The 17,092-nt window shown below is 38.4% G+C and carries 13 protein-coding genes and 1 riboswitch; of the genes, 6 read left to right on the forward strand and 7 right to left on the reverse strand.

Annotated elements, in window-relative coordinates; translation table 11 throughout:
• The first annotated feature begins 6 nt into the window (after window positions 1-6).
• The 3 genes from glmM (at window position 7) to BFL47_RS10865 (ending at window position 3,105) form a co-directional block, all read left to right on the forward strand.
• On the forward strand, window positions 7-1,395 hold the full coding sequence (gene glmM / locus BFL47_RS10855) for a phosphoglucosamine mutase (RefSeq protein ID WP_069659818.1): 1,389 nt from the start codon (window positions 7-9) through the stop codon (window positions 1,393-1,395).
• A 9-nt stretch (window positions 1,396-1,404) separates the two neighbouring features.
• A complete protein-coding gene (locus BFL47_RS10860) occupies window positions 1,405-2,529 on the forward strand; it encodes a cysteine desulfurase family protein (protein WP_069659819.1) in 1,125 nt (374 codons plus the stop codon).
• 252 nt (window positions 2,530-2,781) lie between these two features.
• Window positions 2,782-3,105 (forward strand): hypothetical protein, encoded by a 324-nt coding sequence (locus tag BFL47_RS10865; RefSeq protein ID WP_139125809.1) that lies wholly within the window; start codon window positions 2,782-2,784, stop codon window positions 3,103-3,105.
• Between the two features lie 128 nt (window positions 3,106-3,233).
• On the opposite strand, the gene accD is transcribed toward BFL47_RS10865, so the two are convergent.
• A complete protein-coding gene (gene accD, locus BFL47_RS10870; RefSeq protein ID WP_069659821.1) occupies window positions 3,234-4,079 on the reverse strand; it encodes an acetyl-CoA carboxylase, carboxyltransferase subunit beta in 846 nt (281 codons plus the stop codon).
• Between the two features lie 141 nt (window positions 4,080-4,220).
• Between accD and fbaA the strand changes: the two genes are divergently transcribed.
• Window positions 4,221-5,300, forward strand: coding sequence for a class II fructose-bisphosphate aldolase (fbaA, locus tag BFL47_RS10875; protein ID WP_069659822.1), 1,080 nt, complete (start codon window positions 4,221-4,223; stop codon window positions 5,298-5,300).
• Window positions 5,301-5,364: 64 nt separating this feature from the next.
• Here fbaA and BFL47_RS10880 read toward each other — a convergent pair whose 3' ends face one another.
• From BFL47_RS10880 to BFL47_RS10895, 4 genes are all read right to left on the reverse strand, one after another.
• Window positions 5,365-6,675, reverse strand: a complete 1,311-nt coding sequence (locus BFL47_RS10880; protein WP_069659823.1) for an NAD(P)/FAD-dependent oxidoreductase — start codon at window positions 6,673-6,675, stop codon at window positions 5,365-5,367.
• Between the two features lie 150 nt (window positions 6,676-6,825).
• Entirely contained in the window at window positions 6,826-9,816 is a 2,991-nt protein-coding gene (gene secDF / locus BFL47_RS10885) for a protein translocase subunit SecDF (RefSeq protein WP_069659824.1), read from the reverse strand.
• Between the two features lie 115 nt (window positions 9,817-9,931).
• Window positions 9,932-10,417: a dihydrofolate reductase gene (locus tag BFL47_RS10890; protein WP_069659825.1), complete on the reverse strand. Its 486-nt coding sequence runs from the start codon at window positions 10,415-10,417 to the stop codon at window positions 9,932-9,934.
• A gap of 21 nt (window positions 10,418-10,438) precedes the next feature.
• On the reverse strand, window positions 10,439-11,233 hold the full coding sequence (locus BFL47_RS10895; protein WP_069659826.1) for a thymidylate synthase: 795 nt from the start codon (window positions 11,231-11,233) through the stop codon (window positions 10,439-10,441).
• A gap of 104 nt (window positions 11,234-11,337) precedes the next feature.
• Between BFL47_RS10895 and ispE the strand changes: the two genes are divergently transcribed.
• Both ispE and BFL47_RS10905 read left to right on the forward strand, forming a co-directional pair.
• Window positions 11,338-12,138 (forward strand): 4-(cytidine 5'-diphospho)-2-C-methyl-D-erythritol kinase, encoded by an 801-nt coding sequence (ispE, locus tag BFL47_RS10900; RefSeq protein ID WP_069659860.1) that lies wholly within the window; start codon window positions 11,338-11,340, stop codon window positions 12,136-12,138.
• An 821-nt stretch (window positions 12,139-12,959) separates the two neighbouring features.
• The gene (locus tag BFL47_RS10905; RefSeq protein WP_069659827.1) at window positions 12,960-13,406 is read left to right on the forward strand and encodes a hypothetical protein; all 447 of its coding nucleotides are present in this window, start codon (window positions 12,960-12,962) and stop codon (window positions 13,404-13,406) included.
• 254 nt (window positions 13,407-13,660) lie between these two features.
• Here BFL47_RS10905 and BFL47_RS10910 read toward each other — a convergent pair whose 3' ends face one another.
• Window positions 13,661-14,737, reverse strand: a complete 1,077-nt coding sequence (locus tag BFL47_RS10910; protein ID WP_069659828.1) for a YncE family protein — start codon at window positions 14,735-14,737, stop codon at window positions 13,661-13,663.
• 34 nt (window positions 14,738-14,771) lie between these two features.
• On the reverse strand, window positions 14,772-16,790 hold the full coding sequence (locus BFL47_RS10915) for a TonB-dependent receptor plug domain-containing protein (RefSeq protein WP_069659829.1): 2,019 nt from the start codon (window positions 16,788-16,790) through the stop codon (window positions 14,772-14,774).
• Window positions 16,791-16,886: 96 nt separating this feature from the next.
• A riboswitch (cobalamin riboswitch) is annotated at window positions 16,887-17,079 on the reverse strand.
• Between the last annotated feature and the right edge of the window lie 13 nt (window positions 17,080-17,092).

Consider the following 17,092-nt stretch of genomic DNA (forward strand, 5'->3'; position numbering starts at 1 on the left):
CATAGCGTGACTCTCATAAAATCAATTTCAGGAATCAGAGGTACTATAGGAGGTAAGGCAGGCGAAGGTCTGACTCCGGTAGATATATTAAAATTTACGGCTGCTTATGGCAAATGGATCGTATCCAAGACAGGTAAAAATAAAATTGTTATTGGTCGGGATGCACGTATTTCAGGCGAAATGATGCGGAATCTGATAGCAGGTACTTTACAAAGTATCGGTATAGATGTGGTAGACCTGGGTCTTTCTACTACGCCTACCGTAGAAATTGCCGTGACTGAAGAAAGGGCTGGTGGAGGAATCATCATTACGGCCAGTCATAATCCCAAACAGTGGAATGCGCTCAAATTGCTAAATGCAGATGGGGAGTTTATCAGTGATCAGGATGGCAAGGATGTATTGGAATTGGCGGAAACCATGGACACGATCAATTTTTCGGAGGTTGATGAACTGGGATGTGTTCGTTTAGATGGTACCTATTTGCAAAAGCATATTGATAAAATCCTGGCTCTACCTTTGGTGAATGTCGAACTCATCAGAAAAGCGAATTTTAAGGTGGTGATAGATTGTGTTAATTCTACCGGCGGTATTTTCGTACCTGCTTTGTTGAAAGCACTTGGAGTGGAGACTATTCACGAACTTTATTGTACGCCGGATGGAAACTTTCCGCACAATCCGGAACCACTACCTGAGAATCTGGTTGCGCTATCGCAAGAAGTACTAGCTAAAAAGGCAGACTTTGGTATTGCAGTTGACCCGGATGTTGATCGCCTTTGCTTTATAGCAGAAGATGGAGTGGCATTTGGGGAAGAATACACCCTTGTAGCCGTATCGGATTATATTTTAAAAGCTCAGGGTGGTAATACGGTTTCTAATTTATCATCTACCCGCGCTTTACGCGATGTAACCGAGCAGGCTGGATTTACTTATAATGCCTCTGCTGTGGGTGAAGTCAACGTCGTGAACAAGATGAAAGCTACACATGCTATTATAGGAGGTGAAGGAAATGGCGGAGTAATTTATCCGGAGTTGCATTACGGTCGTGATGCATTGGTTGGAATAGCTCTCTTTTTAACACATCTGGCTCAATTAGGGAAGTCTGTTTCTCAATTAAAGGCGTCTTATCCTTTGTACTTTATATCTAAAAATAAGATGACCCCTACTGAGGGAATGGATATCGATGGACTCCTGAAAAAAGTTCAGGATAAATATATAGATCAGCCTCATTCCACAATTGATGGTTTGAAAATTGAATTTGGCAAGGAATGGGTTCATCTAAGAAAATCGAACACAGAAGCGATTATTCGAATCTATTCGGAATCTACTTCTGAAGCAAATGCAAATAATTTGGCTACTAGATTAATTGCAGATATGAATGAAATATTAGGAGCTTAATTATATAAAATGCGTGTTTATCTTGATAATGCTGCCACCACTCAGCTTGATAGTGAAGTTTTAAAGGAAATGGTTGCGGTAATGGAAAATTATTATGGCAATCCATCATCCATCCATGGGCATGGTAGAGAAGCCAGATCGCTGATTGAAAAAGCCCGTAAAACAATAGCTAATTTAATCCATGCCTCTCCTTCAGAAATATTTTTTACTTCTGGTGGTACTGAAGCAGATAATATGGCTATCCGTTCCGGAATTACTAGTTATGGTATTAAACATGCTGTAACCTCTAAAACAGAGCATCATGCCGTATTGCATACACTAGAGTCGATGGAGAAAAGCGGTCAGATCAGATTAAGTTATGTACGCGTTGATGATAAAGGGAATGTTGACCTGGCTCATTTAGAAGAGTTAATTTCTCAGGAACGCAGTTTTGTTTCTCTCATGCATGCTAATAATGAATTGGGAACTTTGACCGATATTGAAGCTGTTGGTGATATATGCGAAAAACATCAGGCACTTTTTCATTGTGATACGGTACAGACAATGGGGCATTATCCGCATGATGTACAAAAGTTGAAGGTTCATTTCCTGGTTTGTGCGGCACATAAGTTGCACGGACCTAAAGGGGTGGGTTTCATTTATATCAGTCATCAGGTAAAAATTGAGCCATTGATCAATGGGGGATCACAGGAAAGAAATATGCGTGGGGGTACAGAGAATATTTATGGAATAGCGGGACTTGCTAAAGCCTTAGAAACAGCTTATACCGAAATGGATGCTCACCAAACGCAGATTCAGGGTATAAAAACATATATGGTTCAACAGTTGGCAAGCATTCCGGGAATCACTTATAATGGCGAAGAAGATAGTAACAAAAGTCTCTATACGATTTTAAATGTTTCGTTTCCAGAGATGGAAATGGCGGATATGTTGTTGTTTAATTTAGATATATCGGGTATTTCAGCTTCTGGAGGGAGTGCTTGTAGTTCGGGTACAAACATTGGTTCGCATGTTCTGGAAGCAGTTGGTGCTAACCCTAATCGTCCTGCTGTTCGTTTTTCTTTCAGTAAATTCACCACTAAGGAAGAAATTGACTATACAATTGAAAAACTAAAAAATGTAATTTCATATTAATTATAACGATCTTAATAATTTGTTAACCTGTTTATTGTTAACGCTGTATCATCAAAGAGGCAAATTAAAGGCCCTTTTACAAGTATTGTAATATTTGACTTTATTTCAAACAAAACACCCAAGGATATCTGTTATGGCTAATGTTAACACTTAATTTAATTACCCATGGAATTATTTGATAAAAAAGACCAGGAAAGAGAAAGAGTAGATAATGTCTATTTTGGACCTAAGGACGATGAAGATGATGAATTATTGTCCGATGACGATGGCGAAGATGATGAAATATTGTCTGACGATGAAGAGGATTGGGATGTAGAAACAGAACAAGTTCTTGACGATGATGAGGATGAGATCGTGGATGTAACAGATCCGGATGATGATGACTACGATTTTTCAAGTGACGATGACGCTGATCTTGATGATGAGACGGTAGATGACGATGACGCTACAACAGAAACCAAGGCGCCTCAAACATTCAGCCCCGACAACACTGGGCTTAGTTCACATAGAGAATCGCGTAATTCCGGTTCAATGTTGGGACATGAGCCAGGTACAGGAGCAGAGGGGAGTGTTTAAATTTTTAATTTTAATTCCTGCCCGATTAAAAAAGTAGTAATTTCCTTTCTAAAAAAAAAGCACTGTTGACCAATCAACAGTGCTTTTTTTTAATGGAATTTCAATTTATATAATTATCTCCATTCGATTTAATTGTTCATTAAAGAAATAAAGCTTGCAATCCTGTTTTTCATCTCTCTTCTGTCAACAATAAAGTCCAGAAACCCATGTTCTAAAACGAATTCAGAAGTTTGAAATCCTTTAGGAAGGTCTTTTTTAATAGTCTCCTTAATTACCCGGGGGCCTGCAAAGCCAATTAAAGCTTCCGGCTCAGCAATGTTTATATCACCCAACATTGCATAAGATGCGGTTACTCCACCAGTTGTCGGGTCGGTTAATAACGATATGTATGGTATTTTTGCTCTGCTTAACAAGGCTAGTTTAGCGGCTGTTTTAGCCATTTGCATTAAAGAAAACGCAGCCTCCATCATTCTTGCTCCACCTGATTTAGATATAAGCAAAAAAGGGACCTTTTTCTCAATACAGTAATCAATGGAGCGGGCAATTTTCTCTCCCACAACAGAGCCCATAGAGCCTCCTATGAAATTAAAATCCATACAGGCGATAACGATGTCCTGTCCCTTGATCTTGCCATGAGCAGCCCTTATTGCGTCTTTAAGTCCTGTCTTGGCAATACTATCTATAATACGTTCTGTATATTTTTTAGTATCGACAAAACTCAGCGGATCAGCAGACATCAAGTTTCCAAAGAGCTCAGTATATTCGTTATTATCAAATAGGAGAGAAAAATATTCAGCAGAGCCTATCCTCAAATGGAAATTGCAATAATGACATACATAGTTATTTTCAACTTGTTCGGCATAGTGCAGTGGTTTTTTGCATTGCGGGCATTTATTCCAGATGCCATCTGGAGCCTCTTTTTTATCTTGTGTTGATGTAATAATTCCTTTTTTATCTCTTTTGAACCAAGCCATTTCTATGGAATAAGGTTGCAAAGAAACGAAATTTTAAGAAAATAACTTAGACAATAGCATTAAAGCAGTAAATTTAATGATAGAAATCATTTGCGATTTGTTTATAATTCTTAATTTCGAATATCCAAATAAACAACAAGTATGAATCTTAAAAATTATAAAGGCGTATTGTATGGAGATGCCGTTCAGGAATTATTCGAACAGGCTAAAAAACATCAGTTTGCGTTACCTGCAGTTAATGTGACAGGTACAAATACTATCAATGCAGTTATGGAAACTGCTAAAGCTGTTAATTCACCGGTAATAATTCAATTATCGAATGGGGGAGCGCAATTTTACGCGGGAAAGACTTTAGACAACTCAAAGCTTGAGGCATGTATCCTAGGTGCAGTATCTGCAGCTAAACATGTACATTTATTAGCAGAGCACTATGGTATAGCGGTAATATTACATACTGACCATGCTGCTAAAAAGTTTTTACCCTGGATAGACGGAATGCTTTCTCATGGAGAACGTTTTCACCAACAAAATGGTAAACCTCTATTTTCTTCTCATATGCTGGATCTTTCTGAAGAACCTTTGGAAGAAAATCTGGCAATCAGTAAGAAATACCTGGAACGCATGAAAGCAATGGGTATGACTATTGAAGTTGAACTAGGTGTTACTGGCGGCGAAGAAGACGGTGTAGATAACACAGATGTGGATAGCGCTCGTTTATATACTCAACCCGAAGAAGTAGCGTATACTTATAATGAGTTGAATAGTGTAAGCCACCGTTTTACCATTGCTGCTGCATTTGGTAATGTACATGGTGTTTACAAACCAGGTAATGTTAAATTGCAACCGGTAATCCTTAAAAACTCTCAGGATTACTTAAAGAAAGAATTAGGTCTTACTGCTGATAAGCCAATTAACTTTGTTTTCCATGGCGGATCAGGATCCACACAAGCAGAAATAAGAGAAGCGATATCTTACGGTGCGGTAAAAATGAATATCGATACCGATATGCAATGGGCATTCTGGGAAGGTATTAAAGATTACTACGTATCTAAGGAAGCTTATTTACAGTCACAAATTGGTAATCCAGATGGCGTAGATTCTCCGAATAAGAAATTCTACGATCCACGTGTTTGGTTACGTAAAGGCGAAGAAACCTTTGTAAAGCGCTTAACTCAAGCATTTGAAGACTTGAATTGTCTTGATGTAAACAGTAAATTGTAATTTACATAAATTGCAAAAAAGAGGCTATCGCATGAACTGCAGTAGCCTCTTTTTATTTAATCCCCTATTTATTATTCGTTTTTTCTGTCATAGATTCCCTGTTAAAGGGCCTGATGATTAATCTTGAGCCTCTGTCATAGCTAAAATAGCTCCACACCCAATTGACCAGCACAATTATCCGATTACGGTAACCCACTAAGCTCATCAAGTGCACAAACATCCATACAAACCAGGCAAAGATGCCTTGAAAATGGATTTTCCCAATATCTACCACTGCTCTATTTCTGCCTATAGTGGCCATAGAACCTTTGTTCTTGTATTTAAAAGGCACAAGCTGTTCTTTATTTAAAAGTCTGATTAGGTTCTTAGAAAGAAGTCTGCCTTGCTGCATCGCTACAGGAGCTACTCCAGGATGTCCATTCGGATAACCATCCGTAGACATAGCAGCTACATCTCCAATCGCAAATATATCTGTATACCCATCTACCCTATTGTATTCATCAACTTTAACTCTTCCCCCTCTAACAAATTTATCCATGGGGATACCATCTGGCATTACTCCCCGCACTCCTGCAGACCAAAGTACATTCTTAGTATATATTTCCTGATTGTTAGAAAGAACTAATTTTTCACCATCATATGACGTTACCTTGGTATTTAACAAAACAGTAACTCCCATTTCTTCAAGAAACTGTTTTGCTCCCACTTGTGATTTTTTAGACATAGGTCCTAATACCTCAGGGGAACCCTCAACTAAATAAATATTAAGCGTATTAATATCCAATTCTGGATAGTCTTTTTTGAGTACATGTTTTTTTAATTCGGCGATAGATCCAGCCATTTCAACACCTGTAGGACCACCACCTGCAATAACAAAATTAAGCAATGCCACCTTATTTATAAGCTCTTTTTCTACAAGTGATTCCTCTAGATTCTGAAGGATCATGCTTCTTAAGTTCAGAGATTCGGGAATAGTTTTCATGGGCATTGTAAAATGCTCCAAGTCCTTTGAACCAAAGTAGTTCGAATCAGACCCGGTTGCAATAACCAGATAGTCATAAGCATATTCACCAACAGTGGTAACGATTACTTTGCGCTCAGGAATAATGGTTTCTACATTCGCATTTCTAAAAAGAAAGTTTTTTTGACCTTTGAAGATCTTTCGAAGCGGGAAGGCTATAGAATCAGCTTCAAGTCCACCTGTTGCTACCTGGTAGAGCAAAGGTTGAAACGTATGATAATTATGCCTGTCCAGCATTAATATACTAACTTCTTTATGTTTAAGACTTTTAGTAAGTTGTATGCCCCCGAAGCCGCCCCCAATAATAACAACTTTAGGAAAATTAACAGAGGGTTGAAGTGTATCCTTATCCATAGATAGTTTTGTAGTGTTTGTAGATAACTGTTATTTTGCAAAAAGGTTGAGTAAATATATAATGAGGATGTAAAACTAAGTCAAAAACTAAAAAAAGGTTGTACCATCCGACGATGATACAACCTTTTATATAAATTAGTTAAAAAAGTTTTAAGGAAGTATTTCAACCTTTTTGGTAATAGTACTATTCATTTCTTTTTCATTAATTAACTCAACCACAAATGGTGTGGCTACGAATAAAGACGAGTAAGTACCAAATACTACACCGATTAACATGGCGAAAGAGAATCCTCTCAGAATTTCACCACCAAAGATGAAAATAATGATCAGTACCGCAATTGTACAAATACCTGTTACCACTGTACGGCTTAGCGTGCTGTTCAGCGCACTATTAATTACAGTAGACACACTCTGATTCTTTCCTTTACCCTCATCAATATATTCCCTTATTCTATCAAATACCACTACCGTATCATTGATTGAGTAACCCATAACGGTCAGGATCGCTGCAATGAATGATTGATCCAGATCCAGTGAGAAGGGTAGGATACCGTTGAATATACTAAAGATGGAAAGCAGTACCAGCACATCATGCAACAGGGCAACGATAGCTGAAACACCAAACTGCCATCTCTTAAACCGGATAAATATGTAAAGAAATATAACGAGTATCGAGAATATAACGGAGTAAACGGCTGAAATCTTAATATCATTCGCGATAGTTGGACCCACTGTTTGTGCATCCTTAATCAGATATTTGGGACTAATTTTCGAAAGACCATCATTCAGTTTCTTACTTACGATAGCTTCAGTTTCTTCAGAGCTATTATCAACCATGAAAGATGTTGTAATCTTAACCTCGTTACTTGATCCGTAAGTTTTCACCTCTGGAGCAATTCCAAATTCAGTTAACAACACATCGCGAACCGCATCCGTTTTAACCGGTTTGTCGAATTCTACAAAGTAAGAACGTCCACCTTTAAAATCGACGCCAAGACTAAACCCTCTGGTGAACATCGAAATTAAGCCGGCAATAATGATAAAGCTACTGATGGCGTAGAATTTCTTTCTTCCAGCAATAAAGTCAAACTTGGAGTCTTTAAATAGATTCTCAGTTGCTTTAATAGAGAAGGAAATATTCTGTTTTTTCTCGATTAACCATTCCAGAATGATACGGGTAATGAAAATGGCAGAAAACAGGGAAGTTAAAATACCCAACATTAAAGTAGTCGCAAAACCAAGGATCGGACCACTACCAAATATAAACAGAATTAAACCTGTTAGGAAAGTCGTGATATTTGAGTCAAGGATAGAAGACATTGCTTTGCTGAATCCTTCAGTAATAGCCACCTTAAGTGGTTTTCCTTCAGAAAGTTCTTCACGCACACGCTCATATATCAGCACATTCGCATCAATAGACATGGCAAGAGAAAGCACGATACCCGCAATACCCGGTAAAGTCAGTACCGCTCCTAAAGAAGCCATCACACCCATTAAGAAGAATAAGTTGACAATCAAAGCGATGTTAGCTACCCAGCCACCTTTACTGTAGTATAAGCCCATAAACAACAGGATCACAATCACACCCACAATAGAGGAAACCAATCCCTTATGGATAGACTCCAAACCTAAAGTAGGACCAACCACATATTCACTTACAATTTTAGCAGGCGCAGGTAAGCGTCCGGCTTTAAGCACGTTTGCAAGATCCTTTGTATCATTAGAAGTAAACTTTCCAGTAATAGAAGATATACCACCAGAAATTTCATTTTGAACCGTAGGAGCAGAATAAACATAATTATCTAATACGATAGCGATGCTCTTTTTATTATTCGGATCAGCAGCTGCAGTTGCAGTAACCTTTCTCCATTTTTGTGAACCATCAGAAGTCATCACCATGACCACTTCCGGATTATTAGATTGGTCAACATCAGAACGAGCATCTGTAATCACATCACCAGCCATAGCCGGTTCGCCGTTAAAGCCTGAAGCTTTTAATGCATATAATTCAAATACTTTACTTTCATCGCTCACCGGTTTAACACCCCAAAGCAATTTTAGATTCTGAGGAATTAGTGCTTTAACCGCAGGAGAGTTTAGGTAAGCATTCACCTTAGCCGTATCCTTTTGTGCAGAATAACCGACAACAGGACCTGGGCGAAGTGCAGTCTGACCATTTTCACCTTGATAGGTTGCAGGAGCCAATACAGCAAACAAAGGATTTTGACGAGCCTGTTCTGCCTGATTAGCCGAAGTAGCTGAAGTATCCTTTCCCGTAGAATCTTTTCTAGCTCCAAGTTGAGCCAGCTTTCCAGAACTTGGTTTAGCTGTAGCAGCACCCGATTTAACAGTGTCTTTGGTACTAACCTGAGTCGCAGCGATTGTTTTATTGATATTTTCAATTAAACTGAAGATCTCTGTGTTATCATAAGTTTCCCAGAACTCCAGTTGAGCAGTTCCCTGTAGCAGCTTCCGTACACGTTGCACATCATTTACACCGGGAAGTTCAATCAGGATCCTGTTGGTACCTTTCTGCATCTGAATGTTTGGAGATGTTACACCAAACTTATCGATACGGGTACGCAGGATATTAAATGACCGTTCTACAGCACTTGTTGATTGTGTACGTAAAAAAGCTAAAACCTCGCTATTAGTAGCATCAATTTTAACTAAAGATGCATTTTCGCGGGTAGCAAAGAGAGGAGCAAGTTTTCCATTGGGACTTAACTTTGAAAACTCTTCTCCAAATAAAGTGATGATATCTTTCTGACTTGAGCTCAATCTGCCTTCCGCATTTTTTAATGCAGCAGCGAATGTAGCATCAGGATTATGGTTTGCAAGGTTGCGGATCAAGTCTGTCATGGAAATTTCCATCGTTACGTTGATACCACCTTCAAGATCCAGCCCCAGAGGAATTTCACGTTCTTTTACATATTGGTAGTTGTACTTGGCAAAACCCAGGTTATACACCGTTTGCGTAGCCATTGAATCGAGATACGCTTTTTCTTTATCCGGATCACCCTTTGCGTATTCGCGCGCATCCTTTTCCACCTTCTTAGCCACCCACGTAAACGATAAGGAATATAAACATCCAATCGTTAATGCGATAGCGGCGAATTTAATCAAACCTTTACCTTGCATTTCTGTTTATTGTATATAGTGTAATTTTATAATACTCTACTCTAAATAAGAGGGCAAATCTAAATAAATTTTTAATTTATAAAATTCTTAAATTAATTTAAACTCTGAATTATATTTATGCCTTTTCGTACCTGATGAATGAATAAGAAAAATGGTTTTTCTCGTCAGTCTTTTTATCCTCCCTGTAAACTTCCTTCCATTCCTTTAAATCAATCCCCCGGAGATAAGTATCTGCATCAAATGTATGATCTATTTTGGTGATATACAAAGACTTAACAAATAAAATCGCTTGTTTAAAAACCTCAGCACCTCCAATGATAAACGTTTCCACATCATCTGAGCACAAAGATATGGCCTCTTCTATAGAATGTACTACCTCGGCATCCTGCAATAATAGGTTTTTTTGTCTGCTGATCACAATGTTACGTCTGTTTGGCAATGCCTTACCCATACTATCATAGGTCTTGCGTCCCATAATTAATGTATGTCCCGTAGTTACACGTTTAAAATACTTTAAATCTTCAGGCAGATACCAGGGAAGCTGATTATCCTTCCCGATAGCGAAGTTCTGGTCAATGGCAACAATAATACTTAAGTTCATAAATGGGTATTCAAATACATATTAAACAGCAATTGGCGCTTTTATATGCGGATGAGGGTCGTAATTCTCCAGCTTGATATCTTCAAACCGGAATTCAAATATATTTTTAATTTCCGGATTAAGAGTTAATAAAGGTAAAGCTTTAGGCGCTCTGCTAATTTGCAGCTTCGCCTGTTCGAGATGATTGGTATATAAATGAGTATCACCCAATGTATGAATAAATTCACCCGCTTGCAGTCCACATACCTGTGCCACCATCATCGTCAGCAACGCATAGGACGCTATATTAAAGGGAACACCTAAAAATAAATCCGCACTGCGTTGATATAACTGACAGCTTAAACGGCCATCTGCGACATAAAATTGGAAGAAACAATGACAGGGGGGAAGTGCCATTTTACCCACATCAGCCACATTCCATGCCGATACAATCAAGCGCCTGGAGTCCGGATTATTCTTAATCTGATTAATAACCTCTGTGATTTGGTCAATATGACCTCCGTCAGGAGTAGGCCAGGAGCGCCATTGGTAGCCGTAAACCGGACCCAATTCTCCATTTTCATCCGCCCATTCATCCCAGATCCGCACTTTATTTTCCTTCAGGTAGCTGATGTTGGTATCACCTTTCAGAAACCAGATCAATTCATGTATAATAGAATGCAGATGCATCTTTTTTGTGCTCACCAACGGAAAACCCTCCTGCAGGTTAAAACGCAATTGGGCACCAAAGATGCTTTTCGTTCCCGTGCCGGTACGGTCTTCTTTTTTTGTGCCCTTATCAAGCACCTGTTGCATCAGATCTAAATATTGTTTCATTTTCTATTCCCTGCTCCTCAAAGATTGAGCCCCCGAATTTAACACCTTTGTCTTAAGTATGGAAATAAATGTATTTTTACTGCATCAGCAATTTTTCTTTCCCTATGATCTTATTCCCAAACGCTAAAATAAATATAGGTCTTAATATACTGAACAAACGAAACGATGGATACCATGACCTGGAGACTGTCTTTTATCCCATCCCGTTATATGATGCTTTAGAAGCGGTAGAAGCCCCTGTTCTGCATTTCGAATCATCAGGTATTGTTATCCCAGGTCGGGATGAAGAAAACCTTTGTTTAAAAGCGTATGAGCTGATTAAAAAGGATTTTGAGCTACCTGCGTTAAGCATCCATCTGCATAAAAAAATCCCTATAGGCGCGGGGCTAGGTGGCGGATCGTCAGATGCCGCCTATTTTATTCGATTGTTAAACGAAAAGTTTAATTTGAAACTGGATACAGCAGTCATGCAGGACTACGCCAGGAAACTGGGTGCAGACTGTGCTTTTTTCATCGAGAGCAAGCCTGTATTTGCTTATGGAAAGGGCGAGGAGTTTAAGGATGTAAGTCTGGATTTATCCGCTTATTCGCTAGTTCTGATTATGCCTCCAGTGTTTGTTTCTACTGCTGATGCTTTTCGTGGAGTAAAATGCCGCATTCCCGAGACTCCTTTACAAGAACTAATTAAGCTGCCTCTAGGTCAATGGAAGCAGGATATTAAAAACGATTTTGAAGAATCTGTTTTTAAAGCATTTCCAATTATTCAAGGATTGAAGAATAGTTTATATGATGCCGGTGCCTTATATGTATCTATGAGTGGAAGTGGAGCTGCTGTTTATGGGATCTTTGCGCAAAAACCAGAACTTCCTTCATTTGATGAAAGTTACAATGTGTTTTATCTATAGATTATACGTCTAAAAACAGATAGTTGAAGCAATTAAAAACTTGAACATCATAATCAAATCATTTATTTAAGAGCCTAATAAATACGATTAGATGGATTAGATAGTAATATTCAAGTTTGTTTTGGTAAAAAGATGGCGTTATTTAAATAATAAAAACATAGTACCTATTAGATATCTGCGACGAAAGAACAGGATTAGCGAGCGCTTGGTTGTTCGTCTCTCAGAGCTTGCTTCTGGCTTGCTTGTTCGACTTTAGACGAACAAGCAAGCCAGAAGCAAGCTACAAGAAAGCCACAAATGCCGATTTTATCTCCATACCCTTATACATGTAGGTCGTACCTGGCTCCAGTCAGGTTTAATAATAATTTAAGGTTTGATCTTTACCGATGATACAGTTTAATTATTCGAAGAAACTAAGAAGGTATTAAAACTTGTGAGAAAGATCTTTGGGTAATACCATTTAAAAGGATCTCACTATGAATTTTGCAATTAAAGACATATAGTATTGTAATTAACCAATTTGTAGATAATTAACTGGCACATAAAGCTTAATTCAGGGATTTTTAATATGCGTGATTGAAATGACAATCCAATTATTGAATCCCTATAATGCTAAAAAAATTCAGGATAGAAAACTAGTTTTGTTTATATGATTAACTAAATTGAATTAATTTTTTGTTGTAAGATTTACGAAAAATTAAGGCATGTAAAATTTTGTATATGAGTAACAACTGTATATCAGGTTAAACTATTTTAAATGTTTTTTCGTTTAGAGAATTTATTCACATATTTACAATTCACACTTATTAAAAAAAACCAATATGGCAAAAGTTACAGAGCAGGACATTATTGCTTTTCTTAAGGAAAAAGTCAGCGCTCTACAAACTGAATTAAATAAAGCTCAAGCTGCTTTACAAGCATTTACAGGATCAGCACCTAAAGCTAATGCAAAGCCTACATTAGATGCATTGGTAGAAAAAGTTAAATCTGTTCGCGGGAAAAAAGTTCTTGCATTGAAGCCAAGCAAGCCACTAGCTGTTCCCCAAGAATTTAATGCAAATGATAAAATGGATAAAAAACTAGCTTATATATTATCAGATATAGGTGCGGCTTTTAATACGGATGTGATTAGTAAGATTCAAGAATTAGAACCCGAAAAAGATACAGATAAATTAGGTAAAGCAGTTACTGTTAAATTAGCTTCTTTATTTAAAGCTGGTCGCATCAAAGGGACTAAATTAAATGGCAAGTATAAATATGAACTTTAATTAATTTAAATACGATAATTAATTAGTTTCAATATAAAAAACCCGGTAAGAATCATCTTAACCGGGTTTTTTTATATTGAATTTTCGATTAGAATTCAGGAATGAAAACTTAAATTCTTTTTTTTACTGATACTTGTCATTTTGCAATGCATTGAAGAGAAGAATCTATAATAAATAGTGATTACTACAGGGATTATTATTTGGGATTCTTAATTGTTAAACAAGAGGTGTTTAACTTGAAGCCAATACTTTTTTTATTTATTGATAAATAGCACTTTCCATGGACTTATACCTGCATTGATACTGTCTATTACTTTTCCTGTTTTATTAAAACGGAACACTTTTCCATTTATGTCATATGTTTTTGCATCGGTTACATACACTTCGCCGGAGATGTCATCTACAGCGACTGCGTATGGAGATTTTATCTTTGTACCATCGCTCACAAAGTTTTCTCTTTCAAGAAGTTCCGTTTTAACATTAAATAACTTGACTGTGCCCTCCCAACTAGGTATGTAAGCATAATCGCCACTGATGGTCATGGGTCCACTGAGAAATTCCTTTTGTGATTTTACTAAATCAGTTTTGCTGTCAATTATGGCCATGCTGGAGTTGATTCCGTTATAATTACCCGATGATAAAACATAAACGTCACCATATTGATCCTTAGTGACATAACGGGGGTTATCGACCACCGTAATCTTTTTAATCTCAGTAAGTGTATTTAAATCAATAACAGAAACGGTTTTGTCATAATTACCAGTCTCATAAGAGAGTCCTCCCGAATTAGCTACGTATAACTTGTCGTTTGCAATAGCCATCTCCTCAGGGTTACGACCTACTGTAATGTATTTTTCAATTTCTAATGATGTAGTGTCCATTACTGCTACCGTACCATCGTAACTTGAGATGAAAGCTTTGTTTTTATAGAACACAATACTTCGAGGTAGTCTTTCGGCTGTTCCGTTTTTGACCTTAATTTGTTTAATTGATACTGCAGTTAGGGCATTAATCACCTCAATTGTACTGGATATATTTACGATTATATACATTTTTGATCCGTACACTTGTGCGTCATTGCCCGTGTCTCCAAGTTCCCGGGCATTCACTTTATTAAACTGGTTTAGAGTAAACGTAGCACTATTGAAATCAAAATAGGAGAGTGTTGAATTGTTATCACCCATCTTGCCCTGATTTAAGATAAAAATTCCCTTACGTTCTGCCGTTGGATCAGGTTTTGATCCGTCATCTACACTATCCTTTTTACAAGATCCAAGAATAGTTAAGCACAGTAAAGAAAATAGTAAGAATTTGTGTTTTAGTTGTTTCATATTGATTTATTTTAAATTTTTAAAGATTAGCCAGTTAAATTTTTATTTGAAGAGAAAACCGGACAGACCGCCCTGGCATTGGGAAACTCCGGATGAAGGCGTACGAATTATTGAAAATGTTATTGAGTTCGGTGGAAAAGTTGATTGAGTTTCCTCCTGCAAAAAACTGGTAACTGGCAGATGCATCACTTACCGTAAATCCGGGAACATAGTTCTCGGGTAGATTCTCCCGGAGATAATAGCGGGAGGAGGACACAATCTGGTTGTAGTATAGACTAAAGCGATTGTTATGGATCCCGGCATTTAAGGCAACGCTATGTTCCGGAGTATAAGGAATTTGATTTAGGTACACAGAGGAAGCTGGATCGGTCACATCGATCGCGTTCTGGTAGGTATAATTTCCAGATATCGATCCCTGGATGGAAGAGCTAAACGGCAATTCAGTTTTTATCCCAAGATCCAAACCTTTGATCTCCACTTTCCCCAGGTTCAACATCGTCCAGGTAAAAAGATCCTTATTCGGAATGGCAATGATTTTATCATCTATCCGGTTGTAGTAGGCATCGGCAGTAAAGGTTAAATAATTCAACAGGTGTGTGTAGGCCTTGCTGTAGGTGACGCCGAGGTTTACCTGTTTGGCATATTCAGGTTTTAACGTTCGGTTGCCCAGACGGGTGTAATACAGATCATTGAAAGTGGGGTTGCGGAAAATGTCTTTATAAAATGCCCTTACGAGAAAATTGGAGTGTTCGCTTGGTTTGTAGGTGGCGGACAGGGCAGGAGACCAAACGGTTTTAGTAGGAGCTGCCGTTCCGGTTTGTACGTGTTCAGTGATATGGGTGTTTAATAAGTTTCCCTGGATAACAAATTTATTCCAGTTAAACCTCGATGCCAGTACGTTTAGATAGGTAAATCGTTCCGGGTAATCAAATTGATAGAGATTGGTTTTTAAACGGTTCCATGTCATGTCACTCGAATAGGAGATCTCCCAATTAACAAATGGTTTGTAGGATAGGGCTGCCGACTGATACAATTCAGTCTGCGTGTATTTTTGGTTGAGCTCTCCGGCTTCATTGAGGAAATCGGGATCCAGATAGCGAATATAGTTTTTAGCGTACTTAGCATTTAGAAGCAGGTGGAATCCATTGCCCCATTTTTTTTCGTATCCGCTTTGTAAAAATAAATCACGGTTCCAAAGATGCTGATTGGATGTGGGGTTGTAATAAACGACTGCTCCCGGAAGTCCGCGGTCTGCACGATAGTAATTGATTCGGAAATGAAAGCGGTTGCTGTCGTTGCGACTCCAGAAAAGGGAAGCATTACTTTGCAATGATTCTAAATTGGCGTTGTTACGAATGGCCAGCGTATCCGATCCATCTCCATTCACCTTGTATTTGTAGCGACCATTGGCCTTCTGCCAGTTGTTAGCCATGCTGAATGACCATTGTTTACTAATCTGCTGCTGCCAAACGAAGGAAGGGTTGGTCAATCCAAACGATCCTGTTTTATAAGTTACTGAGAGATGGGTTGGCTTGTGCGGTTCAAAGCGAGGCCAAACGGTTTTGATCATCAATACACTTGAGGATGCAAATGACCGGGCGGGTTGACAAATAACTTCCGAAGTTCCGTTAAAGAGGGTTATAGATTCTACATTATCGAGATTTATGGTTCCGAGATCAATCTGCCCGTTTTGAGCATCTGTGAGTTGAACGCCATCATAGAGCACACCGGTATGGTTGGCGCCCAGACTTCGTACCGATACTGTTTTTAATCCCCCGATCCCGCCGTAGTCTTTGATGCTGACGCCTGAAAAGTTTTTAATGGCGTCGGCCACGTTAAAGGCATTGTAACGTTTAAATTCGGCTGAATTAACTTGTTGCGATGGATTGACGGTTTGTACTTGTGGAATAGAAGGAGTTGATACGTTGACTTCTTTTAAGGTACGGGAAGTGTCTGCTTGTGCGAATGCCTCTGCTGACAGGAACATCAACAGTACTGAAACTGAATAAGTCAGCTTTTTAAAATAATTCCGCACCCCCGATTTTGTTTTCATACCTATGGTTTAATCCACAGCAAACGGCAAAGAGAATACGATAAAATGGAAATACACCATTGGTATTTACATTCCAGCTTCAGTCCCCGAAAGCTATGAATCTATAATGCGATGGCAGGTTTTCTGACTTACTCCCTAATGGTACGGTCTTCCCATCCGCCTGAGCGAACAGTGACACTAGATGTGTACCTTAGTTATAGAGCTTACAGCTGCGGGACAGTTCTGGATTTTCACCAGATTCCCTTTTAATCCCAATCAAGAATTGGGAACCAAAAGCATACAAATGTAGGCCTTTGCTTTGT

It is taken from the genome of Arcticibacter eurypsychrophilus (genome assembly GCF_001730525.1).
Taxonomy (GTDB): Bacteria; Bacteroidota; Bacteroidia; order Sphingobacteriales; family Sphingobacteriaceae; genus Arcticibacter; species Arcticibacter eurypsychrophilus.